This window comes from Afipia sp. Root123D2 (assembly GCF_001425835.1).
Classification (GTDB): Bacteria; Pseudomonadota; Alphaproteobacteria; order Rhizobiales; family Xanthobacteraceae; genus Afipia.
Map to the genome: position 1 here is coordinate 445,549 of NZ_LMDP01000003.1, position 23,076 is coordinate 468,624.

Sequence of the window (23,076 nt, forward strand, 5' to 3'; positions counted from 1 at the left end):
TCATAGTCATCTGATCTAGGAGTATGCTTCCAGGCTGCCGGGCCGTTTTCTTTTTGGCCACGACAATGCTGAGTGCCGGCGGAGCATCGCAACCAGCACACTGGCGTGCGCAACAAAAAAGGGCGATCCTGAGGGATCGCCCTTTTGTTTTAGATATTTTGAAGAAATCACTCGGCCGCGAGCTTGACCTCGGGTGCGGCGGCGCGAACTTCAGCGTCGACCTGCTTCTCGAACTTGGCGAAATTCTTCTGGAACATGCCAACGAGATTACGCGCGGTCTTGTCGAACTCGGCCTTGTCCTTCCAGGTGTTGACCGGATCAAGGATCTCTGACGGCACGCCTTCCAGCGCGGTCGGCACCGCGAAACCGAAATACTTGTCGGTGCGGAACGTGGCGTTGCGCAGCGAACCGTTGAGCGCGGCGGTGAGCAGCGCACGGGTCACCTTGATCGGCATGCGGCTGCCGGTGCCGTACTTGCCGCCGGTCCAGCCGGTGTTCACCAGCCAGCAATCGACGTTGTGCTTGGCAACGAGTTCACGGAGCATGTTGCCGTATTCGGCAGGATCGCGCGGCAGGAACGGCGAGCCGAAGCAGGCCGAAAATTCCGGCTGCGGTTCGTTGCCGAGACCACGCTCAGTACCCGCGACCTTCGCGGTATAGCCAGACAGGAAGTGATACATCGCCTGCGCAGGCGACAGCTTGGCGATCGGCGGCAGCACGCCGAACGCATCCGCAGCGAGCATCACCAGATTCTTCGGCTGACCGGCGCGGCCGGTGCGCGAGGCATTCGGAATCGATTCCAGCGGATAAGCGGACCGGGTGTTCTCGGTCTTCGAACCGTCGTCGAAATCGGGCTGGCGGGTGACCGGATCGAGCACCACGTTCTCGAGCACCGCACCGAAGCGCATGCTGGCGTCGTAAATCGCAGGCTCCGCCTCGCGAGACAGCTTGATGGTCTTGGCGTAACAGCCGCCTTCGAAATTGAAGACGCCGTCCGGACCCCAGCCATGTTCGTCGTCGCCGATCAGCGTGCGGTTAGGATCGGCGGACAGCGTGGTCTTTCCGGTGCCCGACAGGCCGAAGAAGATTGCGCTGTCGCCGTCAGGACCAACGTTGGCCGAGCAATGCATCGGCATCACGCCCTGAGCAGGCAGATAGTAGTTCAGCGTGGTGAAGACCGACTTCTTCATTTCGCCGGCGTACTGGCTGCCGCCGATCAGAACGATCTTGCGGGTGAAGTCGATGGCGACAACGTTCTCGGACCGCACGCCGTGACGCTTCGGGTCGGCGCGGAAGCTCGGCAGGTCAATAATGGTCAATTCCGGCACGAAGCTTGCGAGCTCGGCCATCTCCGGACGGCGCAACAGCGTGCGAATGAAAAGGGAGTGCCAGGCGAGTTCGGTGAAAACGCGAACCTTGATGTGAAATTTCGGATCGGCGCCGCCGTAAAGGTCCTGCGCGAACAGCGTCATGCCTTCGGCATGCTTGAGAAAGTCCTGATAGATCGCTTCGAACTGCTCCGGGGTGATCGACTGGTTGCCGTCCCACCACATGGTCTTGTCGGTGTTGGCGTCGCGGACAGTGAACTTGTCCTTCGGGCTACGGCCCGTGAAAACACCAGTCTCGGCGCAGAGCGCGCCATCAGCCGTGAGCTCCGCTTCGTTGGCGCGGAGGGCGTATTCATAAAGCGGCGCCGTGCCCAGATTCCAGTTTACCCCACCGAGTTTTTTTAAACCGAATTTGTCGGCACCGAAGGCACCGTTACGTACGCCAGTCTCTTTCACGAAGGGCTCCTCCCAGAAATCTGCGGCCGGTGAAACGCGATAAGCCGAGAACGCGCAGCCCGCTACAGGGTGCCAGAACTATAACGTCCCAGCCTCGATACGGCGATGTCTTAGTGTCGTATTAAGAACTTGCCAAGCTGATCGGGCAAAATTTGGTTTATGCGGTATCAGATGCCGCAGCGATGATGTTGCAGACATCACCGCTGGCTTGCGCGAGCGCGGTCCGCCATCTCCTTCAGAGTTTGCCGCAGCGCAGCAGGCGTTTGAATCCGCGCCGGAAACGCTAGCCGCAAGGTGCGCGATCCGGCCTGCATATCGAGACCGTCCGGATCGCAGCCGGTGCATCGCCAGTCGTCGGATTCGGCACAGAGAAGCACCGTCGCATAAAGATTCATCGTGCCCAAATGATCGGCATTCATATGGGCAACGATTTCAGGTTCGGCTGCGATCAGGCTTTCGGCACCGTCGGTCGCGGTCAGAAAATCCGAAGCCGGCAGATCGACGATCCTGCCAAAACCGGCCACCAGATGGGCATTTTGCAGTCGAAGTCCGACAAACGAAAAATCGGGAAAATCGACAAAGGTTTCAGCTGAAGGGTGGGCGGCCAGATAGCGCCTGCGCGCGGTTTCGAGCTCTCCCTCAGGGATCGGCACGGCCAGCCCGGCGAGCATGATCCGAGCGCCTTCGAGCGGGTCCCCGGGTGCCCGCTCGTCCAGCATCAGCGACACCCGAGGGTCGGCCAGGATATTTTTGGTGTGGATCGCGAGCCGGGAAATCAGCAAAAGCGGCGTCCCGTCCGGGGCGGTCGCGACATTCACCAGCGAACAGTAGGGGTCCCCGGACCCCGGCATCAGGGTCGCTAAAGCCCCCTGCCGACTGCGCCGCAGCAGCGATCGGGTCAGGTCGGCGGATTTATATGTGGTCGAGGGCTTCATCGACGGAACCTCAAAGTCTTTGAACGGTTATGGCTTTTGTTGGCCAGAGGGGTTTTTCTACCGGTTTTCGGCCCTATATCCGGTCAAGGGAACCCGGTCACATTTCAGCCAAGCTTGCGTTGCTCGCTGGGAACTTCTGTTGCCACATTTCGTACGGCTTCTTGGTTGAACCGTACACGCATGCAAAACACAGTTTCGGAAAGCAGGCTCATGCCCACAATCGCCTTGGTCGACGACGACCGCAACATTCTCACGTCGGTCTCGATTGCGCTGGAAGCCGAAGGCTACCGCATCATGACCTATACCGATGGGGCGTCCGCGCTCGAGGGTTTCAAGACCTCGCCGCCGGACATGGCCATTCTCGATATCAAGATGCCGCGCATGGATGGCATGGAAACGCTGCGCCGGCTGCGCCAGAAGTCCGACCTGCCGGTGATCTTCCTCACCTCGAAGGATGAGGAAATCGACGAATTGTTCGGCCTCAAGATGGGCGCCGACGATTTTATCCGGAAGCCGTTCTCCCAGCGTCTGCTGGTCGAGCGGGTGAAGGCGGTGCTGCGCCGCGCGGTCCCGAAGGATCCCACCGTCGTCCAGAAAGAATTGGACGCCAAAGCGCTTGAGCGCGGGCTGCTGCGCATGGACCCGGAGCGCCATACCTGCACCTGGAAGAACGAGCCGGTCACCCTGACCGTCACCGAATTCCTGATCCTGCAGGCGCTGGCGACCCGCCCCGGCGTGGTGAAAAGCCGGAATGCGCTGATGGACGCCGCCTACGACGATCAGGTCTATGTCGACGATCGCACCATCGACAGCCACATCAAGCGGCTGCGCAAGAAATTCAAGGTGGTCGACGACGAGTTCGAGATGATCGAAACGCTTTACGGGGTGGGTTATCGCTTCAAGGAAGCAGCATAGTCCGCGCCACTGCCGCGGCTGCGCTGGCGCTGACGTGCCGGCGTATCCGGGATAGACTGCCGCACCCGAAACAACCAGGCAGGTCGGCGATTGCTGGATCGAACGCAGCTGGATCGAAAAAAACATCCCGACGATGACGCCGCGCCGTCGATCGCTCCTGAAGCCGACTCCGCCGTCGAGACGATCGCCGAACCGACACCGCGCAGCGGATGGCGTCCTGCCGAGGTGCTGAAGCGCGGCTGGCGCTATTTCACCGCCCTCACCTTTTCGAGCCTGACCCGGCGCATCGTCTCGCTCAATCTCGTCGGTCTCATCGCTCTCGTCACCGGCATCCTCTACCTCTCGCAATTCCGCGCCGGCCTGATCGACGCTCGCGCGCAAAGCCTTCTGGTTCAGGCCGAGATCATTGCCAGCGCCATCGCAGCCTCTGCCACCGTCGAGACCAACACCATCACTGTCGATCCCGATCGCTTAAGCGATCTCAAGACCGGTGAAACCTACGGGCCGAGCGAAGAGCTGCTGTCCGGCATTGAATTTCCGATCAATCCCGAGCGCGTCGCGCCGGTGCTGCGCCGCCTGATTTCGCCGACCAAGACCCGCGCGCGCATCTACGACCGCGACGGCGTGCTTACCCTCGACAGCCGCAATCTCTACGGACGCGGCGACGTGCTGCGCTTCGAGCTTGCGCCGCCGTCAACCGAGAAACCCGGCATCGCCGAGCGGACGATGATCGCGATCCGCACCTGGCTCAACCGCGGCGACCTGCCGCTATATCGCGAACTCGGTCCGGAAAATGGCAACGGCTACGAGGAAGTCCAGCAAGCCCTCAACGGCCGCAAGGCCAGCATGGTGCGCATCAACGATCGCGGCGAGGTGATCGTCTCGGTGTCGGTGCCGGTGCAGCGTTTCCGCGCGGTGCATGGCGCGCTGATGCTTTCCACCCAGGGCGACGACATCGACCAGATGGTGACCGCGGAGCGCCTCGCCATTCTCAAGGTGTTCGGCATCGCGGCCGCCGTCATGATCGTGCTGTCGCTATTGCTGGCGTCGACCATCGCCGGTCCGGTCCGGCGGCTCGCCGAAAGTGCCGAGCGCGTCCGCCGCCGCATCAAGACCCGCGTCGAGATTCCCGATTTCTCGCGTCGCGGCGATGAGATCGGCCATCTGTCCGGCGCGCTGCGCGACATGACCGGCGCGCTCTACAACCGCATTGAGGACATCGAGCGGTTCGCCGCCGACGTCGCGCACGAATTGAAAAACCCGCTGACCTCAATGCGCTCCGCCATCGAAACTCTGCCGCTGGCCAAGACCGAGGACAGCCGCGGCCGCCTGCTTGCCGTCATCTCCCACGACGTACGCAGGCTCGACCGGCTGATCTCCGATATTTCCGACGCGAGCCGCCTTGATGCCGAACTGCAGCGGCAGGACGCGGCGCCGGTCAACATCCGCCGCCTGATTGAGACGCTGACATCGGTCGCCAACGAAACCCAGTACGGCACCGACGTAAAGGTGAAAGCACGGTTCGAAGGCGTGGCGAACGACACGTTCTCGGTGCCTGGTCACGATTCACGGCTCGGGCAAGTGATCGCCAATCTGCTGTCCAACGCGCAATCGTTCTCCGAACCCGGGGGCGAGGTACGTGTCACATGCCGCCGCCTGAAATCCGAAATCGAGATCGTCGTCGATGACGATGGCGACGGCATTCGGCCCGGAGCCTTCGACAAGATTTTCGAGCGCTTCTACACCGACCGGCCGCAGCACGGCTTCGGCCAGAACTCCGGTCTCGGCCTGTCAATCTCCAAGCAGATCATTGAGGCGCATGGCGGCCGCATCCGCGCCGAGAACCGCGCCGCGCCGGCCAATGCCGAAGGCGATTCAAGAATTGCCGGCGCACGCTTCGTGGTCCGGCTGCCCGCGATATGAGCGATGCCGCCGGCACCAGCATTCATGCCTCGGCCGTGCGCGTCGGCGATCGCGCCGTCCTGATCCGCGGTCCGTCCGGTTCGGGTAAATCCAGATTGGCGTTCGATCTGATTCTCGCCGGTCGCGCGCAATGGATTCCGCCGGCCGTCCTGATCGGTGACGATCGCGTTCGGCTGGGGAAAACCGGCGGACAACTGACCGTCCATGCGGTGATGGAACTCGCGGGTCTGATCGAGATTCGCGGGCTCGGGATTCGCCGCTGCGACTTCATGCCCGAGGGGACCGTCGGACTTGTTGTCGATCTCGACGCCGCTGACGCCGAACGCCTGCCGCTGCCGGAAGCGCTCAAAACCACCCTTTCCGGCTGCGATTTGCCGCGAATTCCGGTGGCTGCGGGAGCTTCCCCACTCCCCTTGGTAGTGGCGGCCATGACCACACAACCCGGCCTGCAGACCTGACCCGCGACATAAGGCTGATTGCTGGAAGGGTAGTGGTAACCATATATGACCCAACATAGCCACTGAGCGGACCAGCGTAGCTCCGTCACGCCGAGGGGGCGAACGTCAAGATGCCCCCTTGCGCCGAGGCTCGGGATGGTCAACATGTGGCCCTTTCGTGCGGTGCATCAAAAGCGCCCGCGAGGAGTCTTGAATGATTGGTCTAGTACTGGTGACCCACGGGCGTCTTGCCGATGAGTTCAGGGCAGCTCTCGAACACGTGATGGGTCCACAAAAGCAAATCGAGTCGATCACGATCGGCGCCGAAGACGATGCCGATTTGTGTCGCAGCGACATTATCGAAGCCGTCAAGCGCGTCGACAGTGGCGATGGCGTTGCCATTCTCACCGACATGTTCGGCGGCACACCTTCGAACCTGGCGATCTCGTGTATGAGCCGCCCCCAGGTCGAGGTACTAGCTGGCATCAACCTGCCGATGCTGGTCAAGCTCGCCAAGGTTCGCGACGAAAAGCCGTTGCCCGAAGCGATCGCGATGGCTCAGGAAGCGGGCCGCAAATACGTCACCATCGCCAGCCGGGTTCTCGCCGGAAAATGACCCAACCGCCGGACGAGCAGATTTCTCAAGCCGGCGCGGTTGTCCGCGAACTTCCTATTATCAACAAGCGCGGCCTTCATGCCCGCGCCTCCGCCAAGTTCGTGCAGATGGCCGAACGGTTCGACGCCGAGATGACGGTGACGCGCAACGGCGAGACCGTCGGCGGCACCTCGATCATGGGACTGATGATGCTCGCAGCCGGCATCGGCACCTCGATCACCGTGTCGGCCACCGGACGCGAAGCCAAGGCCGCGATCGACGCGATCTCAGAACTCGTCGCCAGCAAGTTCGGCGAGGAATAATCAGTCCTCTTCCGGCTCCGGCCGCAGCGGCGCCTTGATCCAGATCTTCCAGCGTACCGCAGGTCCGGCCTTCCCGTGGAAGTAGCGCCGCGACGTGATGTTGAGTTTTTCCGCGTCGGCGGCGTTCTCATTCATCCAGGTTTCGCACTTCGGCAGCCGAGCATCGGTGGTGTCGCAGATGCCGATGAATCCCGATTGCATCGCCTTCTCGAGCGATGTCAGCCCCGACGACCACAATTCGCCCGGCGTGAATGTCAGCGGATGATCCGGGCTGTAGAACGTCATCGAATCGCCGGCCTCGGTGGTGGCGGCAACGATCGCCCACCGCGTGTTGAAGCGCGCGCGCCAGGCTTCCGTCAGTTGCAGCGCGAATTCCGAACGCGGCCGGAACGGTGCTGCGCGGTCGCCGTGCTGGGGCACATGCTGCGCGGCGATGATCGGCGACAACAGCAGCATCGTGAAGGTGAAGATCGCCCAGATCAGCAACAGGCGGATCAGCGCCATCTGCGTCACGCGCAGCGCCGGAATCGCAATCAGCGCCAGCGGCGTCAGGAAAAACAGCGAGATGCCCCAGTCGGTCTTCATGTAGATGCCGAAGACCAGCGCGCCGAGCGGCGGCCCGACGGCGACGATGCCCTGGATCAGCCAGATGTTCAGCGCCTGTACGCCATCGACGCCGGGATTGGATCCACGCACCCACGGCCGTTTCGCAGAATCCACGATCTCGCGGAACACGCCCCTGCTGCGGATCGATTTCCACCATTGCAGCTTCCACGTCAGGGCGACATAAGCGGCGATGAACGCGGCCAGCAGCAGGCCGATCGTATGCAGCGCGTAACTGGTCACCAGTTTCAGCGACGCGGCGAACGTCCGCGAGCCATAAACACCTTCGGCATAAGTCAGCGGCACGAAATCGACCTGCTTCAGCCACAGGAAATGCGGCGTCAGCGCCACCGCCATCGTCAGTAGTGCGATCCACGGCGCCGGCGAGCGCAGGAATGCAAGGCGCTGCGGATGCATCAGTGCCGCAAGACCGACGGCGCCGATCATCGTCAGCACCCAGTATTTGGTCAAGACCGCGACGGCGCCCGCAAGACCCAGCCAGATGCCGGCGCGCACGGTGCGTTTGTCGAAGGCGTTGAGATAGGCCAGCACCACCAGCGGCAGCGTGACCAGTTGCAGCAGGTCGGGATTGTACTTGAAACCCTTGATATTGAAGATCGGATAGATCGCCAGCATCGCCACGGTGAACATCGCGCGGCGATGATCGACCACCCGCACCGCGATCAGCCAGCACAATACGAGGCCGATACTCACCACCACCATCGCCAGCGCATAGGTCGCCCAGTCGGTGACCGGGAACACCCTGAACCAGACGCCGGCCACCCAGCCGGCCAGCGGCGGATGCTTGCCGTAGCCAAGCAGGAATTTCTGCCCCCAGGCGTAGGCTTCGGCGACATCCATGTGGATGTCCTGCGCGCCCTTCAGCGCGGTCAGGATGATGGTCCACAACAGCGCGTGCACGAAGGCGAAGCCGATCACGAACCTGAAGCCGGTGCGCTCATCCTCGGCCGCAGCCACGATCCATGCGGCAACGCGCCGCGTGACCGGAACATGGCGCAGGCGCGCCTTCTGACGGGATTTCAGGCCGGTGCGGGGCTTCGGGCCGATCGTCGATGTGTCTGACATGGTTGCGTTGCTAGCAGGCCCAAGGCGCAACCGGCAATACACATCCCCGCCAGCCCACATGCGTTCCACGCCACGCTGTCGCGGACGACATAAATCCCTGTCATTTCGACGGAAGTCGGCCCCGGAACGGCCCATTGCCATTGCCGATCATGGGTGCCGATGCTATCTCGCGCCCATGGCTACAACCCCGATTTCCAACATCCGCAATTTCTCCATCGTCGCCCATATCGACCATGGAAAATCGACGCTCGCCGACCGGCTGATCCAGACCACCGGCGGGCTGCAGGACCGCGAGATGAAGGAGCAGGTGCTCGATTCGATGGACATCGAGCGTGAGCGCGGCATCACCATCAAGGCACAGACCGTCCGCCTCTCCTACAAGGCCAAGGACGGCAAGGACTACATTTTCAACCTGATGGACACGCCCGGCCACGTCGACTTCGCCTATGAGGTGTCGCGGTCGCTGGCCGCCTGCGAAGGCTCGCTGCTGGTGGTCGATGCCTCGCAAGGTGTCGAGGCGCAGACGCTCGCCAACGTCTATCACGCGCTCGATGCGGGTCACGAGATCGTGCCGGTGCTGAACAAGGTCGATCTGCCGGCCGCCGAGCCTGAGCAGGTACGCCAGCAGATCGAGGACGTGATCGGTATCGACGCATCCGACGCGGTGATGATCTCCGCGAAGACGGGTCTGGGTATTCCCGACGTGCTCGAAGCCATCGTCAACCGCCTGCCAGCGCCGAAGGGCGATCGCGGCGCGACCCTGAAAGCGCTGCTGGTCGACTCCTGGTACGACGTCTATCTCGGCGTCGTGGTTCTGATCCGCGTCGTCGACGGCGTGATGAAGAAGGGTCAGCGCATCCGCATGATGGGCACCAATGCCGCTTACGACGTCGAACGCGTCGGCTTCTTCACGCCGAAGATGACGCAGGTCGACGAACTCGGCCCCGGCGAGATCGGCTTCATCACAGCCGCGATCAAGGAAGTGGCCGACACCCGCGTCGGCGACACCATCACCGACGACAAGAAGCCGGTCACGGACATGCTGCCGGGCTTCAAGCCCGCGATCCCGGTGGTGTTCTGCGGCCTGTTCCCGGTCGACGCCGACGATTTCGAAACGCTGCGCGCCGCGATGGGCAAGCTGCGCCTCAACGACGCGAGTTTCTCGTTCGAGATGGAAACGTCGGCCGCGCTCGGCTTCGGTTTCCGGTGCGGTTTCCTCGGCCTGTTGCATCTGGAAATCATCCAGGAACGATTGAGCCGCGAATTCAATCTCAACCTGATCGCGACCGCGCCGAGCGTTATCTACAAGATGCACCTCACCGACGGACAGGAAATCGAGATCCACAATCCGATCGACATGCCGGACGTGGTGAAGATCGCGGAAATCCACGAGCCGTGGATCGAGGCAACGATCCTGACGCCGGATGACTATCTCGGTAGCGTGCTCAAGCTCTGTCAGGATCGCCGCGGCAACCAGAAAGAGCTGACCTATGTGGGCAGCCGCGCGATGGTGAAATACGAACTGCCGCTCAACGAAGTCGTGTTCGATTTCTACGATCGCCTGAAGTCGGTATCGAAGGGCTACGCCTCGTTCGACTATCACCTCACCGACTACCGCCAGGCTGATCTGGTGAAGATGCAGATCCTCGTCAACAACGAGCCGGTCGACGCACTGTCGATGCTGGTCCACCGCACCCGCGCCGAAGGCCGCGGCCGCGCCATGGTCGAGAAGATGAAGGAGCTGATCCCGCCGCACATGTTCCAGATCCCGATTCAGGCGGCGATCGGCGGGAAGGTGATCGCGCGCGAGACCGTGCGCGCGCTGCGCAAGGACGTCACCGCGAAGTGCTACGGCGGCGACATCACGCGCAAGCGCAAGCTTCTGGAGAAGCAGAAGGAAGGCAAGAAGAAGATGCGGCAGTTCGGCAAGGTCGACATCCCGCAGGAAGCTTTCATTGCCGCGCTGAAGGTGGATAGCTGAGGCAGAACGACCGCCCCTCTGGCCTTCCTATCGATCTCCGGATCGACCGTTTTCCCTCACCGGATCTGAGTTTCCCTGATGTTGAAGCTTCGAGCTCGGCGACATGGCCGCTCTTCCCGCATCAATCCGGCTTGACTCAATCCGGAACCGGACAGACGATTGATGCGCTGGCGGTCCCGCGCAGCGCATCACGCCCCAGAATCTGGAGAATCCGATGGCTTACAAATTCGAGGTCTACAAGGACAAGGCTGGTGAATTCCGTTTCCGTTTCAGGCGCCCAATGGCGAAAGCATGTTCGGATCGGAAGGCTACGCACAGAAGGCTTCGGCATTGAGCGCCATCGAATCGATCAGGAAGAATGCGCCGGGTGCCGACGTCGACGACCAGACCAAGTAGGTCCGATTTCATTTAGTCGTTCAGGATTGAACCATCGCCATGATCGCCGCCGCCGCAGGTGCGCGGCGATTTTTCAGGAATCATGCTGTTACCTAGCCGGCTGCGAGACAAATATCCGGCACGGCATGGCTGTCATTCTGCGCGGCGAGCAACCGGACGATCTCGGCATTCGGCCGCGCACGGCTGAACAGGAAACCCTGCCCCTCATGGCAGCCTTCGGCGCGCAAATAGCTCAGTTCAGCTTCGGTCTCGACGCCTTCGGCGGTGATGGTGACGCCAAGGCCGGTGCCCAGCGAAACGATCGCCCGCATGATCGCCTGCGCGTCGCGATTGGAATCGAGATCGCGGACGAACGAACGATCGATCTTGATCTTGTCGAAGGGAAAGCTGCGCAGATAGCTGAGCGACGAATAGCCGGTGCCGAAATCGTCCATCGAAATCCGCACGCCGAGCGCACGCAACGCATGCAGCGTCGCCAACACCTGATCGCTCTTTTCCAGCAGCAGGGTTTCGGTGATCTCAAGCTGAAGCCGGTTCGGCGGCAATCCGGATTGCCGGAGCGCATCCATCGCGATCGACAGTAAATTTCCGGTACGGAACTGAAGCGGCGACAAATTGACCGCGACGCTGACCTCGGACGGCCATCGCGCGGCGTCCGTGCAGGCGCGGCGGAGCATCAGCGCGCCGATCACGTTGATCAATCCGGTTTCCTCGGCCACCGGAATGAACTCCGCTGGCGAGATCATGCCGCGCACCGGGTGTGGCCAGCGCACCAGAGCCTCCGCACCGGTGATGCGGCCGCTCCTGAGATCGATCAGCGGCTGATAATGCGGCACAAGCGCATCGGCCTCGATCGCGGCGCGGAGGTCGATCTCGATCAGGCGGCGGCTCTGCGCCCGCGCGTCCATTTCAGCTTCGAAGAAGCTGAACGTCGCATGTCCCTCGCTTTTCGCGCGGGACAACGCCATGTCGGCATTCTTGAGGAGCTTCTCGGCATCGTCGCCGTCGCCCGGCGCCATCGCGATTCCGATACTGGCGCTGCTGAGAACAGTGTGGCCGTCGAGCATATAGGGCTCACCGATTGCATCGATCAGCCGCTTGGCAAGCACGGCGACATCTTCCGGCCGGCCGGCGCCGGCCTGGACGATGGCGAATTCGTCGGAGCCGAGTCGCGCGACCGCGTCTTCCTCACGCACCGACGACCGCAGCCGCTTGGTGACGCACTTCAGCAATTTGTCGCCGACAGCATGGCCGAGCGTGTCGTTGATCCCCTTGAAGCCGTCGAGATCGACGAACAGCACAGCGACTTTCTCGCCGTTGCGGCGTGTCAGCGCCAGGGATTCGTCAAGACGCTGGCGCAACATGATGCGGTTCGGCAAGGCGGTCAGGCCGTCATGCTGCGCCATGAAGGCCAGGCGCGCCTCGGCACGCTTGCGTTCGGTGATATCGATCAACGCCAGCATCACGGCAGGTTGATCGTTGAATGTCAGGTCGCGCGCATAAATCGCCATGTCGATCAGCGAGCCGTCGGCCTTGATGTGTTTCCAGATTCGCGTTGCCCGCTCGTCGGCGGTCTGGCCGCCGGACCATGGCGTCGCGGTCTCGAAAGCCTGGATGTCGGACAGCTTCAGCGTCTCGAAATCGGACCGCGCATAACCGTAATGAACCAGCGCCGCGTCGTTGACACTGAGGATGCGCTCGTCGTCGCGGGCGCACACCATCATCGGCACCGGATTGCCGTCAAACAGCAGGCGGAACGATGCCTCACGCTGTTTCAGTTCGGCGATATCAACGCGCGCACGATCGGCATGCTGGCGCGAGGCGGCACCGGCCGTCGTCACCCTGCGCCGTTTCGGCGCCAGTTTCCCTGCAGTCTTGAGTTTTCGTCCGGCAAAAGACGCACGACCCCTGATTCTGCTTTTTGTTGTTGGCCGATCCGTCGGCATCTTCCGTAAGCCCCGCTTGCATTCTGCACGGCGAGTATTTCGGGCAAGTCTTAAAAAAAGCGTGTTCGGCGCCCGCCGCGTACTCGGATCAGGGCGGAAACAGACCGCCTGACACCGCAACCTCGGGAATATTCCGGCATTTCCGATCCGTCGGGCGGAACAATCCGCGGTACAGTTAAAACGCGGTAAAATTCGGCCGCACAGCCATCGCGGCTCGTCCTCACGGCCACCTTGCGCTATAAGCTGCGGATGCTGCTGCCTCGCATGATTCTCGGCGTGATGCTGCTGGCGACGGCCGCCGGACTATCGACTGCTGCTCAGGCGCAGACCATCGGCACACTCAACCCCAAGCCGCTGCCCGCGCTCGCTCACCCCAACGATCCGCATCTGGCGGCCAAGGAAATCTTTGGGCGCAAGCTGACGCCTGCCGCACTCGGCGTGCAGTCGATCGGATTTTACGCCAAGGGCTGCCTGTCCGGCGGCGAGGCGCTGCCCATCACTGGGCGGACGTGGCAGGTGATGCGGCTGTCGCGCAACCGCAATTGGGCTAACCCCGAGATGGTTGCGCTGATCGAAAAGATTTCGGCGAAGGTTCACAAGACCGCGGGCTGGCCCGGACTCCTGATCGGCGACATGTCCCAGCCGCGCGGCGGCCCGATGCTCACCGGGCATGCCAGCCATCAGATCGGACTCGACGCCGATATCTGGCTGACACCGATGCCGAACCGGCTGCTGTCGCGCAACGAGCGCGAGGAGATGTCCGCGGTCAACATGGTCGCAGCCAATCGCCTGGATATCGATCCGAAGGTGTGGACGCCGCAACATCTCGATGTGATCCGCGCCGCCGCGCAGGAGCCGCGTGTCGAACGTATTTTCGTCAATGCCGCGATCAAGAAGGCGCTGTGCCGCGAAGCCAAGGGCAACCGGAGCTGGCTCTCCAAGGTGCGTCCGATGTACGGACATAACTATCATTTCCACGTCCGGATCAAATGTCCCGCCGGCAGCGAAAGCTGCACGCCGCAGCCGCCACCGGACGATCATGAGCATTGCAGCGCGGGCGACCTCGCCTACTGGTTCAGCGACGCCGTGCTCCATCCCAAGCCGCCGCCCAAACCGCCAAAGCCGAAGCCGCCATTGACGCTCGCCGATCTGCCGGCCGCCTGCAAACAGGTCGCGGCGACGCCCTGATCGGCGCATAACGAGCCACATTTGAAGTCACCCGCGATCCTGATAGAGTGACCTCCGTCGCGCCGTAAGCGCGGCGCGTGTCGAGGGACGCGGTCCCGTTATCGACCTGCAACCTGTCGCAGCGTCTTGTCGCGCTGCTACGGGAAGACCGACATGCGCATCAGCGCTCGCAATCAGATCAAGGGCAAGATTATCGGCGTCACCAAGGGCGCGACCACCGCGCATGTCCGCGTCGAAGTCGGCCACGGGCAGGTTCTAACCGCCGCGATCACCAACGAGGCGGTCGACGAACTCGGACTCAATGCCAATGGCTCGGTTTATGCCGTCATCAAGGCGTCCGACGTGATGATAGCGGTCGATTGACAATGAGACCGCTGTTCGCCGCCGCTGCACTGATCGTAAGCGTCGCGCAGGCACATGCCGCCGATCCGGTCGGCTGCGACAAGTTCAACTGGCCGATCGAGCGGGAGCGCGCTGCGCTATCGGTCCCTGATCTGCCGGAACTCGCGACTGGCGCGGAAATGTCTGCTCCGCCGCCAATAGCAGTTGCTCTGGCCTCGCCTTAAGGGTCTTTACGCTGGTGATGCGCCTGCTAATGTGACTTTGGACGACCCTCCGGCACGCCGTAAGCTTGCCGGATTGACGGAACGGCGCTTCCGCCTGTCGTGACAGTCCTATTTCTCGAAGCTGGAATCCGTCCGCGCGACAGCGCGACGGATTGCCATGGAGCGCCGCCATGAATCTGTTTGCCCGTCTTTTAATTGCAACCGCGCTGGCGTTCGCGCCGCTGCTTCCCATTGTTCACGCCAAGGATGCGAAAGCACCCGCACAAACCAAAACCGTTACGGCTTTCGCCGCGGCTTCGATGAAGAATGCGCTCGACGAAGCTAACGCTGCCTACACCGCGAAAACCGGCGTGAAGATCGTTGCGAGTTATGCCGCCAGTTCTGTCCTCACCAAGCAGCTCGAACAGGCTGCACCTGCCGACGTTTTCGTCTCCGCCGACACGGCCTGGATGGACTACGCCATTCAGAAGAACGCAATCAATGAGGCGACGCGGGTGAACCTGCTCGGTAACAAGATCGTTCTGATTGCGCCGAAGGATTCGATGATCGACAAGGTCGACATCAGGCAAGGCTTCGATCTGGCGAAGCTCGCCGGCGACGGCAAGATCGCTACCGGTGACGTCACCTCGGTGCCGGTTGGAAAATACGCCAAGGCCGCGCTCGAGAAACTCGGCTCGTGGCAAGCCGCTCAGCCGAAATTCGCGATGGCTGAAAACGTGCGTGCAGCACTGACGCTGGTGTCTCGCGGCGAGGCCGTCCTTGGCATTGTCTATGAGACCGACGCCAAGGTCGATCCCGGTGTGAAGATCGTCGGTGCGTTTCCTGAAAGCTCGCATCCGCCGATCATCTATCCCGTGGCGGCGACTGCAACCGCCAACACTGACACCGTCGCTTATCTCGCATTCCTGCGCTCCTCAACCGCAAAGGCAATCTTCGAGAAGTATGGCTTCACCTTCCTGATCAAACCGACCTCCTAAGGCGTGTTCGACATATCTCCCACGGAATGGACGGCGATCGAGCTCTCGTTGCGGGTCGCCGTCGTTGCAACGCTGATCGCGACCCCGCTCGGGGTCGCGGTGGCATGGCTGCTCGCGCGGCGTGAGTTCTGGGGCAAGTCGCTGGTCGATGCGCTGATCCATCTGCCGCTGGTGTTGCCGCCGGTCGTCACCGGCTATCTGCTGCTGCTGACCTTCGGGCGCCGCGGATTGGTCGGCGCGTGGCTCGCCGATCATCTCGGCATCGTCTTCGCCTTTCGCTGGACCGGTGCGGCGCTGGCCTGCGGGATCATGTCGTTTCCGCTGCTGGTGCGCCCGATCCGGCTGTCGATCGAGGCCGTGGACCGCAAGCTCGAACAGGCCGCCGGCACGCTGGGTGCGGCGCCGTGGCGGATTTTTCTGACCGTGACGCTGCCGCTGGCGCTGCCCGGCATCCTCGCCGGCATGGTGCTCGGCTTCGCCAAGGCTCTCGGCGAATTCGGCGCAACCATCACGTTCGTCTCCAACATTCCCGGCGAAACCCAGACCATCTCGTCCGCGATCTATGCACTGATCCAGACGCCGGACGGCGACCCCGCGGCGCTACGACTGGTTATTGTATCCATCGTTATGGCGGTCGCGGCCTTAATTGCGTCGGAAGTCTTCGCGCGCCGCGCCACCCAGCGTCTGCACGGACAATGACATGCTGTCGATGAACGCCGCAAAACGGCTTGGCGATTTCACGCTTGACGTATCGTTCGAGAGCGACAGCCGCGTCACCGGCCTGTTCGGCGCATCCGGTGCCGGCAAAACCACGCTCGTCAACATGATCGCCGGCTTGATCCGGCCCGATCGCGGCACGATCACCGTCAATGGCGAAATCCTGGACGACACCGCGGCCCGGATTCATCTGCCACCGCATCGGCGCCGAATCGGTTACGTGTTTCAGGAAGCGCGGCTGTTTCCGCACCTCAATGTCGACCAGAACCTCGACTACGGCCGGCGCATGAATGGGTTGCCGCGCGATCCGGCGCAGGTCGAGCGGGTGATCGGCCTGCTCGACATCGGCCATCTGCTGCGCCGCCGGCCGGCGCAACTGTCCGGCGGCGAACGTCAGCGCGTTGCTCTCGGCCGCGCATTGCTGATCAAGCCGCGCCTGCTGCTGCTCGACGAACCACTCGGCTCGCTCGATGAAAGCCGCAAGGCGGAAATCCTGCCCTACCTGATCCGGCTGCGCGACGAACGCAGTGTACCGATGGTCTATGTCAGCCACGATCCCGACGAGATGCTGCAGCTTGCCGGCAACATCGTGATGCTGAAGCGCGGTCGAGTCGCCGCCTTCGGCGGGCCGGACGTGCTGCCGCGCACGATCAACGGAGCGCCGTGATCGCGGCGCTCAGAAAATCCAGCCCCTGCACCAGTGCCGGCCCGCCACACAGCGCGTAACGCGACGGCATGTCGATTCTGCGCTTCGGCCCGTACTTTGCCAGCAGCGCCGGATGGGTGATGAACAATGCACCCTGATCGGCGGCCTCACGCGGCGGATCCTGCAGAACCAGAATGTCGGGACCGTCGACCAGCAATTGCTCCATCGAGACGTAGCCGCCGAAACCTGCGGCTGCAAACGGCGGCGACCGCAGACCCGCGACCGTCAACATCGCCGACACCAGACTCTGCGGACCCTCGGTCCAGCCTCCGCGCTGGACTACGGATGCCGTGCGCGGCGGCTTGAACGCGACCGCGGCCAGTTTCTGCTCGGCCTGCTCGAGAGCGTGCGCCAGCGCTTCACCGCGCTCCGGATGTCCGATCAGCGCGCCGATCTCGCGGGCCTGCTGGCGCGCCGCAGCGAGATCGCTGATCAGGCCGACTTCGACCACCCGCAATCCGGTCGCGCTCAGTATCGCTCGCGTCGGGCGATCGCTCGGTCCGACCAGAATAAGATCGGGCGCGAGATTGACGACCGACTCGGTGTTCCAGTCGAGGCGCGGAAATTTCATCGCCTCTTTCGCCACCACCGACAACGCCGCATTGGCGGCATAGGGCGACAGACCGGCGATCTGACCGGGATCGGCCAGCGCCACCAGAAGCTGGTCGCCGCAGAGATTGAACGAGACGATATGCTTCGGCACATCTTGCGCCTGCGACCGGCCCGCGAAACCGCACACGCCGATCAACATGGCAAGGCCGGTGAGCGCGGCGATAGAGGTTTTCTTGGTCATGACGACCTGTTATGCCACGGCCATCGCGCCGCGTCAGCGTCCTTGCGCCGTGGCCATCATACCGGATCGCAATGGGCGTCGACAAACAAGGCCGCTGGCTGACCGTGGGACTCGCCGTTCTGGTGACGGCGCTGCTTGCGTTGTCGCTGATGACGGGCCCGGCGCATTTCTCGTTGCGCACAGTCGCTACCTCACTCGTCTCCGATCAGGGCGTGGCCTCGATCATCGTGCGCGATATTCGCCTGCCCCGCACCCTGCTGGCGGCACTGATCGGCGCAACCTTCGGCATCGCCGGGGCGTCGTTGCAGGGATTGTTGCGCAATCCGTTGGCGGAGCCGTCGCTGTTCGGCGCACCTCAGGCGGGGGCGGCTGCAGCAGCGGCGATCATGGCATTCGGCTTCGCCGGTGCGCTGTCGCTGGCGGTACCGCTCGGCGGGATCGCTGGCGCGTTGCTGTCGGTCGGCGCACTGGTCGCGATCGCGGGACGGCGGGCATCGCTGACGGTAACGTTGCTCGCAGGCCTCGCGCTGGCCTCACTCGCCGGCGCGGCGATTGCGCTGATCATCAATCTCGCGCCCAACCCCTACATCGCGCTGGAGATTGCGTTCTGGCTGCTCGGCTCGCTGCGCGACCGCAGCATGGATCATGTCTGGCTGGCCTCGCCATTCATGATCGCAAGCTGGATCATTCTCGCGCTCAACGCCGGTGCGTTCCGCGCCCTGACCCTCGGCGAGGATGCGGCTGCGTCGCTCGGGATCAATGTCGAGCGCACCCGTGTGCTGGTGGTGATCGGCGTCGCACTTGGCGTCGGCGCCGCGGTCGCGGTCGCCGGCGCAATCTCGTTCGTCGGCCTGGTCGCGCCGCATCTGGTGCGGCGGTTCTACGGGTCTGATCCGGCGCGCGTGCTGCTGCCATCGGCGCTTGCCGGAGCAGCCCTGCTGATCGCCGCCGATATCGCGGTGCGCCTTGTGCCGGGCGCCGTCGAAATCAAGATCGGCGTGGTCACCGCGCTGATCGGCGTGCCGTTCTTTCTTGCGATGATCTTCCGCGAGCGTCGCGTGCTGGAGGACAGCTCGCAATGAAACCGGACACCGCGCCGCGCCTCTCGGCCCGAAACGTCAGCGTGATCCGCGGACGACGCAGCATCGTCGACGATGCGACCATGGCCCTGAACACTGGCGAACTGACAATTCTCGCCGGGCCGAACGGCGCCGGGAAGACCACGCTGGCGCGCGCGATGGCCGGTGTGCTTGCGTTCAACGGCAGCGTCACCTTCGACGGCGGCGATCTCACCGCCATGCCGCCTCGCGCTCGCGCCCGCGCGCTCGCCTATCTGCCGCAGGGGCATCAATTTCACTGGCCGATGAGCGTGCGCAGCATTATCGCGCTCGGCCGCGAGCCACATGCCGATCCGCTCTCGCAGCAATCCGCCGCCGACCGCGCCGCGATCCAGCGTGCGATGGAGGCGACGGCGACCGAGGATTTCGCCACGCGCACGATCACCACGCTGTCCGGCGGTGAACGGGCACGGGTGGCGATGGCGCGGGCGCTCGCGACCGAAGCTCCCGTGCTGATCGCCGATGAGCCGACAGCGTCGCTCGACGAGCGGCATCAGCTGATCGTCATGGAACTGCTGCAGCAGATCGCCCATCAGGGCGCCGCGGTGCTCGCTATCATCCACGACCTGACGCTGGCGATGCGCTTCGCCGACCGCGTGGTGCTGATGAACGAGGGTCGCATCGTCGCCAACGACACGCCGCCGCTGGCCCTGACGCCGGACCGCATCGCCGCCGTATTCGGCATTTCCGTCAATCGCGTTGAAACGCCGGATGGCCCGCTGCTGATCCCGTCGCGCGCGCTCTAGCCGGCCAGCGCTTTCCAGATGCCATTCGCCTTTTTGCGCAGCCGCGCGCGTTTCGTTGCCGGAGGAAAGGCCGGCGCTTCGTCTTCCGGCAATCGCAGGCCGACGACGTTGACGCGGCCACCACCGATGCTTCGCGCCACCAGCATGATCGCGCCCAACGGCAATTCGGCACCGATGCGCGGCGCCTTGATCAGGTGCATGTCGAAATAATCCGCCAGCGAACGTGATGCATCGGCTGGGTTAATCTCGACGCCGTAGATTTCCGCGAGCGCACCCAGCGTCACATTGCCCGCGACCATGAAGTCGCCGAGCAGATGTGGATCGGGCACAGGCAAAGGCGGCGTATCGACAAAGAAACGATCGAGCGCCTCGGCGCGCTCCGGCGGCGCCAGAAGATATACATAGTCGCCCTTGACGTAGGGCTGGGCTTCGTCCGGGGACAGAATCTTTTCGTCGCGGATAACGAGTGTCGGCTTCGACCATGACGGAAACAGACCGCGCCGCAGAAACAGGCTATTGGCGCGCACCGAATAGCCGACCAGCTGCTGTTCGAGTTGGCCGGGCAAATCAAGTTCGATACGGCGCGGCCCCCGGTCTGTGCGCGGCAGAGCGACCTGGAGACGACGAGCGGCGGCCCCGAGTGTCCAGCCCTGCAGCAGCAGCGAGATCATGACGACCACGAAGGCGACATCGAAATAGATGTAGGCGTTCGGCAATTCCAGCAACAGCGGTATCGAGGCGAGAAAGATCGCGACCGCGCCGCGCAAGCCGACCCAGGCGATGAAAATTTTTTCGCGCCACTGAAAACGGAACGGTGCGAGGCACAGGAATACGGCGGCAGGCCGTGCCACCAGCATCAACACAAACGCAACAGCCAACGCCGGCAATGCCGTGTTGAGGAGCCGCTGCGGCGAGACCAGCAGGCCGAGCAGAACGAACATCACGATCTGCGCAAGCCAGGTGGCGGCATCGAGAAAGGTCACCACCGAATTGTGCGCTCGCGTCGGCCGATTGCCGACCACCAGGCCGGCGAGATAGACGGCAAGGAACCCGGAGCCATGGAAGATCTGGGCGAAACCAAAGATCACCAGCGCCGCCGTGGTCACGAACGGTGCGTGCAGCCCCTGCGGCAAGGCGACGCGGTTGAGCGCCAGCACCACCAGCCGGCCGCCGACCATGCCGGCCAGGACACCAAGCGAGGTCTCGCGGGCAAACTGGATCGCGATATGCGTCCCCGACGTCTGCCCAAGCGACAGCAGTTCGACCAGCATCAGCGTCAGGAATACCGCGAACGGATCGTTGGTTCCCGATTCCACCTCAAGCGTGGCGCCGACGCGCGGCCGCAGCCGCAGCCCCTGAGCATGAATCAGCAGGAACACTGCCGCGGCGTCGGTCGAGGCGACGACAGCGCCGACCAGAAGCGCTTCGGCCCAGCCGATATCGAGTGCATATTTGGCCACCGGAGCCGTCAGCAGGGCCGTGACCAGGACGCCGACGGTCGCCAGAATCACCGACGGGCCAAGCACCGCGCGAATGCTCTGAAACCGGGTTTTGAGGCCGCCGTCGAACAGGATCAGCGCCAGCGCCACCGACCCCACCAGATAGGCGACCCGAACATCGTCAAAGTGCAGCCCGCCGGGGCCGCTTTCACCGGCTAAAATGCCGACAAACAGAAAGACCAGCAGCAACGGAGCGCCGAAACGCAGGGCCAGGACACTCGACAGAATGCCCGCCATCACGAGAACGGCGCCAAGAAGAACGGCTATGCTGACTGCATCCAGAGATGCCATGAACGGCTGAGGACCTCGGAGAACTGAAGTCCATGCTTATCGTCGCAATGCCGGATCACCAAACGATTTGTGCGCGCTCGCAACACAGCGGATCGGCTGGTGTAAAATCATCACCGCGAACAATTTGCCGGCAGCCGTAATGCTACAAATATGGAAATCTCGCGGCATCCCGAATCAGCCACGAGAATCGCCCTCGCGGCACGAGACAGCACCATTGCCAGAGAGACCCGCCGATGGATTGGGATGACATTCTGACCACCTTGCAGACCGCCGCCCGCGCGGTCGGCGCCGAGATCACGGCGCCGTGGTTTTATGTCCAGGCCGGCATTCTCATCGCCGCCGCAGGGGCCGCGATGGCGATCGCGAGCCTGCTGCGCGCACGCATCGACAGCCCCTCGCTCGGCATGGGCTGGCCCGGTCCGCTGCGGCTGTTCATCCGGGTGCTGATCGGCAGCATCGGCACCGTGATCTTTGCGGCGCTGATCGGCCTTGTCCGCCTCGTCATGGTCCATACGACATGGCCAAGCCGGAGCTACCTGCTGGCGACGGCGTTCAGCCTCGCGTCCGCCTGGCTGATCATCCGCCTCGCCACCAGCCTGATCCGGAACGACTTCGTTGTCCGCGTCGTCTCGATCGTCGCATGGGCCATCGCCGCGCTGAGCATCATCGGGCAGCTGGAGCCGGCGGTCGCGGCACTTGATTCCGTCTCGATCATGCTCGGATCGCTGCGCCTGACGCCTCTCCTCATCATCAAGGTCACGGTGTTTCTCGCCGTTGCCTTGTGGCTGGCCAGCATCGGCGGAGACTTCCTCGAGAGCCGGATCGTCCGGACCCGCGATCTGACGCCGTCGGTTCAGGTTCTGCTGATCAAGCTGATGCGGGTGTCGCTGATCGTGGTGGCCGTCGCGATCGTGATGTCGGCGGTCGGCATCGATCTGTCGGCCTTCGCGTTCTTCTCCGGCGCGGTCGGCGTCGGCATCGGCTTCGGCCTGCAAAAGATCATTTCCAATTTCATCAGCGGCATCATCCTGCTCGCCGACAAGTCGGTGAAGCCTGGCGACCTCGTCACCATCGGCGATAATTTCGGCCGCATCAGCGCGATGAACACCCGCTATATCTCGGTGGCCGCCGGCGACGGCCGCGAATTCCTGATCCCGAACGAGGACCTCATCACCCAGAAGGTCGTCAACTGGACCTACACCGACAAGAATACGCTGGTGAAGGTCAACTTCAGCACCAACTACGATGCCGACCCGAATCTGGTGTGCAAGCTCGCCGTCGACATCGCAACCAAGACCCCGCGCGTCAGCGGGCAGAAGCCGCCGAACTGCCTGCTCGCGGAATTCGCGGAAACCGGAATGAAGTTCTCGCTCACCTTCTGGATCGACGACCCTTACGCCGGAATGGACAACGTCCGCAGCGACGTCATGCTGGCGCTGTGGCAGGCGTTCAAGCAGGAGAATATCCGCGTGCCGTACCCGGTGCGCGAGATCCGGGTGCGCGGCGGCGCCTTGCCGGTGGAAACCATTGTCGAAGGACCGGGCTGAGCGT

21 protein-coding genes and 1 pseudogene are annotated in these 23,076 nt (G+C 63.1%); 16 read left to right on the forward strand and 6 right to left on the reverse strand.

Annotated features, from left to right (window positions below; all coding sequences use genetic code 11):
• Window positions 1-167 precede the first annotated feature (167 nt).
• Together ASC80_RS17325 and ASC80_RS17330 are read right to left on the reverse strand one after the other, a co-directional pair.
• Entirely contained in the window at window positions 168-1,784 is a 1,617-nt protein-coding gene (locus ASC80_RS17325; RefSeq protein ID WP_056299794.1) for a phosphoenolpyruvate carboxykinase, read from the reverse strand.
• A gap of 197 nt (window positions 1,785-1,981) precedes the next feature.
• Window positions 1,982-2,719, reverse strand: coding sequence for a HugZ family pyridoxamine 5'-phosphate oxidase (locus ASC80_RS17330; protein WP_056299795.1), 738 nt, complete (start codon window positions 2,717-2,719; stop codon window positions 1,982-1,984).
• Between the two features lie 210 nt (window positions 2,720-2,929).
• Here ASC80_RS17330 and ASC80_RS17335 point away from each other — a divergent pair, with 210 nt between their 5' ends.
• The 5 genes from ASC80_RS17335 (at window position 2,930) to ASC80_RS17355 (ending at window position 6,912) form a co-directional block, all read left to right on the forward strand.
• Window positions 2,930-3,634 (forward strand): response regulator transcription factor, encoded by a 705-nt coding sequence (locus ASC80_RS17335; RefSeq protein WP_056299798.1) that lies wholly within the window; start codon window positions 2,930-2,932, stop codon window positions 3,632-3,634.
• 225 nt (window positions 3,635-3,859) lie between these two features.
• A complete protein-coding gene (locus ASC80_RS17340; RefSeq protein WP_244487321.1) occupies window positions 3,860-5,557 on the forward strand; it encodes a sensor histidine kinase in 1,698 nt (565 codons plus the stop codon).
• Window positions 5,554-6,015, forward strand: coding sequence for an HPr kinase/phosphorylase (locus ASC80_RS17345; RefSeq protein WP_056299802.1), 462 nt, complete (start codon window positions 5,554-5,556; stop codon window positions 6,013-6,015). The genes ASC80_RS17340 and ASC80_RS17345 overlap by 4 nt, the downstream gene beginning before the upstream one ends.
• 193 nt (window positions 6,016-6,208) lie before the next feature.
• Window positions 6,209-6,610 carry a PTS sugar transporter subunit IIA gene (locus tag ASC80_RS17350; protein WP_056299806.1) on the forward strand — a complete coding sequence of 134 codons (402 nt, stop codon included), beginning with the start codon at window positions 6,209-6,211 and terminating at the stop codon, window positions 6,608-6,610.
• Window positions 6,607-6,912, forward strand: coding sequence for an HPr family phosphocarrier protein (locus tag ASC80_RS17355; RefSeq protein WP_056299809.1), 306 nt, complete (start codon window positions 6,607-6,609; stop codon window positions 6,910-6,912). Before ASC80_RS17350 ends, ASC80_RS17355 begins: the two co-directional genes overlap by 4 nt.
• Here the strand turns inward: ASC80_RS17355 and ASC80_RS17360 are convergent, their stop codons facing one another.
• Window positions 6,913-8,601: a glycosyltransferase family 39 protein gene (locus tag ASC80_RS17360; protein ID WP_082512650.1), complete on the reverse strand. Its 1,689-nt coding sequence runs from the start codon at window positions 8,599-8,601 to the stop codon at window positions 6,913-6,915.
• A gap of 175 nt (window positions 8,602-8,776) precedes the next feature.
• Between ASC80_RS17360 and lepA the strand changes: the two genes are divergently transcribed.
• Window positions 8,777-10,582, forward strand: a complete 1,806-nt coding sequence (lepA, locus tag ASC80_RS17365; protein ID WP_056299814.1) for a translation elongation factor 4 — start codon at window positions 8,777-8,779, stop codon at window positions 10,580-10,582.
• Window positions 10,583-10,796: 214 nt separating this feature from the next.
• Window positions 10,797-10,978, forward strand: a pseudogene (locus ASC80_RS17370) (YegP family protein).
• Between the two features lie 92 nt (window positions 10,979-11,070).
• On the opposite strand, the gene ASC80_RS17375 reads toward ASC80_RS17370, so the two are convergent.
• Window positions 11,071-12,819, reverse strand: coding sequence for a putative bifunctional diguanylate cyclase/phosphodiesterase (locus tag ASC80_RS17375; RefSeq protein WP_244487307.1), 1,749 nt, complete (start codon window positions 12,817-12,819; stop codon window positions 11,071-11,073).
• A 369-nt stretch (window positions 12,820-13,188) separates the two neighbouring features.
• Here ASC80_RS17375 and mepA point away from each other — a divergent pair, with 369 nt between their 5' ends.
• The 6 genes from mepA to modC all read left to right on the forward strand — a co-directional run bounded on the left by mepA (window position 13,189) and on the right by modC (window position 17,039).
• A complete protein-coding gene (gene mepA, locus ASC80_RS17380; RefSeq protein WP_056300931.1) occupies window positions 13,189-14,112 on the forward strand; it encodes a penicillin-insensitive murein endopeptidase in 924 nt (307 codons plus the stop codon).
• A gap of 153 nt (window positions 14,113-14,265) precedes the next feature.
• The gene (locus tag ASC80_RS17385) at window positions 14,266-14,475 is read left to right on the forward strand and encodes a TOBE domain-containing protein (RefSeq protein WP_056300935.1); all 210 of its coding nucleotides are present in this window, start codon (window positions 14,266-14,268) and stop codon (window positions 14,473-14,475) included.
• A 2-nt stretch (window positions 14,476-14,477) separates the two neighbouring features.
• On the forward strand, window positions 14,478-14,678 hold the full coding sequence (locus tag ASC80_RS17390) for a hypothetical protein (protein ID WP_056299815.1): 201 nt from the start codon (window positions 14,478-14,480) through the stop codon (window positions 14,676-14,678).
• Between the two features lie 170 nt (window positions 14,679-14,848).
• On the forward strand, window positions 14,849-15,655 hold the full coding sequence (modA, locus tag ASC80_RS17395; protein WP_056299818.1) for a molybdate ABC transporter substrate-binding protein: 807 nt from the start codon (window positions 14,849-14,851) through the stop codon (window positions 15,653-15,655).
• 3 nt (window positions 15,656-15,658) lie between these two features.
• On the forward strand, window positions 15,659-16,354 hold the full coding sequence (gene modB, locus ASC80_RS17400; RefSeq protein ID WP_056299821.1) for a molybdate ABC transporter permease subunit: 696 nt from the start codon (window positions 15,659-15,661) through the stop codon (window positions 16,352-16,354).
• Window position 16,355: 1 nt separating this feature from the next.
• Window positions 16,356-17,039, forward strand: a complete 684-nt coding sequence (modC, locus tag ASC80_RS17405) for a molybdenum ABC transporter ATP-binding protein (RefSeq protein ID WP_056299825.1) — start codon at window positions 16,356-16,358, stop codon at window positions 17,037-17,039.
• Here modC and ASC80_RS17410 read toward each other — a convergent pair.
• Window positions 17,023-17,871 carry an ABC transporter substrate-binding protein gene (locus ASC80_RS17410; RefSeq protein WP_056299828.1) on the reverse strand — a complete coding sequence of 283 codons (849 nt, stop codon included), beginning with the start codon at window positions 17,869-17,871 and terminating at the stop codon, window positions 17,023-17,025. The two genes, modC and ASC80_RS17410, sit on opposite strands and share 17 nt — an antisense overlap.
• Before the next feature lie 71 nt (window positions 17,872-17,942).
• Between ASC80_RS17410 and ASC80_RS17415 the strand changes: the two genes are divergently transcribed.
• Together ASC80_RS17415 and ASC80_RS17420 are read left to right on the forward strand one after the other, a co-directional pair.
• On the forward strand, window positions 17,943-18,953 hold the full coding sequence (locus ASC80_RS17415; protein WP_056299831.1) for a FecCD family ABC transporter permease: 1,011 nt from the start codon (window positions 17,943-17,945) through the stop codon (window positions 18,951-18,953).
• Window positions 18,950-19,735 (forward strand): ABC transporter ATP-binding protein, encoded by a 786-nt coding sequence (locus tag ASC80_RS17420; protein WP_056299835.1) that lies wholly within the window; start codon window positions 18,950-18,952, stop codon window positions 19,733-19,735. Before ASC80_RS17415 ends, ASC80_RS17420 begins: the two co-directional genes overlap by 4 nt.
• On the opposite strand, the gene ASC80_RS17425 is transcribed toward ASC80_RS17420, so the two are convergent.
• Complete coding sequence (locus ASC80_RS17425) at window positions 19,732-21,525, reverse strand: potassium/proton antiporter (protein ID WP_056299838.1); 1,794 nt, start codon at window positions 21,523-21,525, stop codon at window positions 19,732-19,734. The genes ASC80_RS17420 and ASC80_RS17425 overlap by 4 nt on opposite strands.
• 233 nt (window positions 21,526-21,758) lie before the next feature.
• On the opposite strand from ASC80_RS17425, the gene ASC80_RS17430 reads away from it, so the two are divergent.
• Entirely contained in the window at window positions 21,759-23,072 is a 1,314-nt protein-coding gene (locus ASC80_RS17430) for a mechanosensitive ion channel family protein (RefSeq protein ID WP_056299840.1), read from the forward strand.
• The last annotated feature ends 4 nt before the right edge of the window (window positions 23,073-23,076 follow it).

Bases quoted from the DNA above. Each gene is read 5' to 3' on its own strand.
- ASC80_RS17355 (WP_056299809.1), top strand. From the start codon at position 6,607: ATGACCCAACCGCCGGACGAGCAGATTTCTCAAGCCGGCGCGGTTGTC.
- ASC80_RS17385 (WP_056300935.1), top strand. From the start codon at position 14,266: ATGCGCATCAGCGCTCGCAATCAGATCAAGGGCAAGATTATCGGCGTC.
- ASC80_RS17345 (WP_056299802.1), top strand. From the start codon at position 5,554: ATGAGCGATGCCGCCGGCACCAGCATTCATGCCTCGGCCGTGCGCGTC.
- mepA (WP_056300931.1), top strand. From the start codon at position 13,189: ATGATTCTCGGCGTGATGCTGCTGGCGACGGCCGCCGGACTATCGACT.
- modC (WP_056299825.1), top strand. From the start codon at position 16,356: ATGCTGTCGATGAACGCCGCAAAACGGCTTGGCGATTTCACGCTTGAC.
- ASC80_RS17330 (WP_056299795.1), bottom strand. From the start codon at position 2,719: ATGAAGCCCTCGACCACATATAAATCCGCCGACCTGACCCGATCGCTG.
- ASC80_RS17350 (WP_056299806.1), top strand. From the start codon at position 6,209: ATGATTGGTCTAGTACTGGTGACCCACGGGCGTCTTGCCGATGAGTTC.
- ASC80_RS17335 (WP_056299798.1), top strand. From the start codon at position 2,930: ATGCCCACAATCGCCTTGGTCGACGACGACCGCAACATTCTCACGTCG.
- modA (WP_056299818.1), top strand. From the start codon at position 14,849: ATGAATCTGTTTGCCCGTCTTTTAATTGCAACCGCGCTGGCGTTCGCG.
- ASC80_RS17430 (WP_056299840.1), top strand. From the start codon at position 21,759: ATGGATTGGGATGACATTCTGACCACCTTGCAGACCGCCGCCCGCGCG.
- ASC80_RS17425 (WP_056299838.1), bottom strand. From the start codon at position 21,525: ATGGCATCTCTGGATGCAGTCAGCATAGCCGTTCTTCTTGGCGCCGTT.
- ASC80_RS17420 (WP_056299835.1), top strand. From the start codon at position 18,950: ATGAAACCGGACACCGCGCCGCGCCTCTCGGCCCGAAACGTCAGCGTG.
- ASC80_RS17415 (WP_056299831.1), top strand. From the start codon at position 17,943: ATGGGCGTCGACAAACAAGGCCGCTGGCTGACCGTGGGACTCGCCGTT.
- ASC80_RS17410 (WP_056299828.1), bottom strand. From the start codon at position 17,871: ATGACCAAGAAAACCTCTATCGCCGCGCTCACCGGCCTTGCCATGTTG.
- ASC80_RS17390 (WP_056299815.1), top strand. From the start codon at position 14,478: ATGAGACCGCTGTTCGCCGCCGCTGCACTGATCGTAAGCGTCGCGCAG.
- ASC80_RS17360 (WP_082512650.1), bottom strand. From the start codon at position 8,601: ATGTCAGACACATCGACGATCGGCCCGAAGCCCCGCACCGGCCTGAAA.
- lepA (WP_056299814.1), top strand. From the start codon at position 8,777: ATGGCTACAACCCCGATTTCCAACATCCGCAATTTCTCCATCGTCGCC.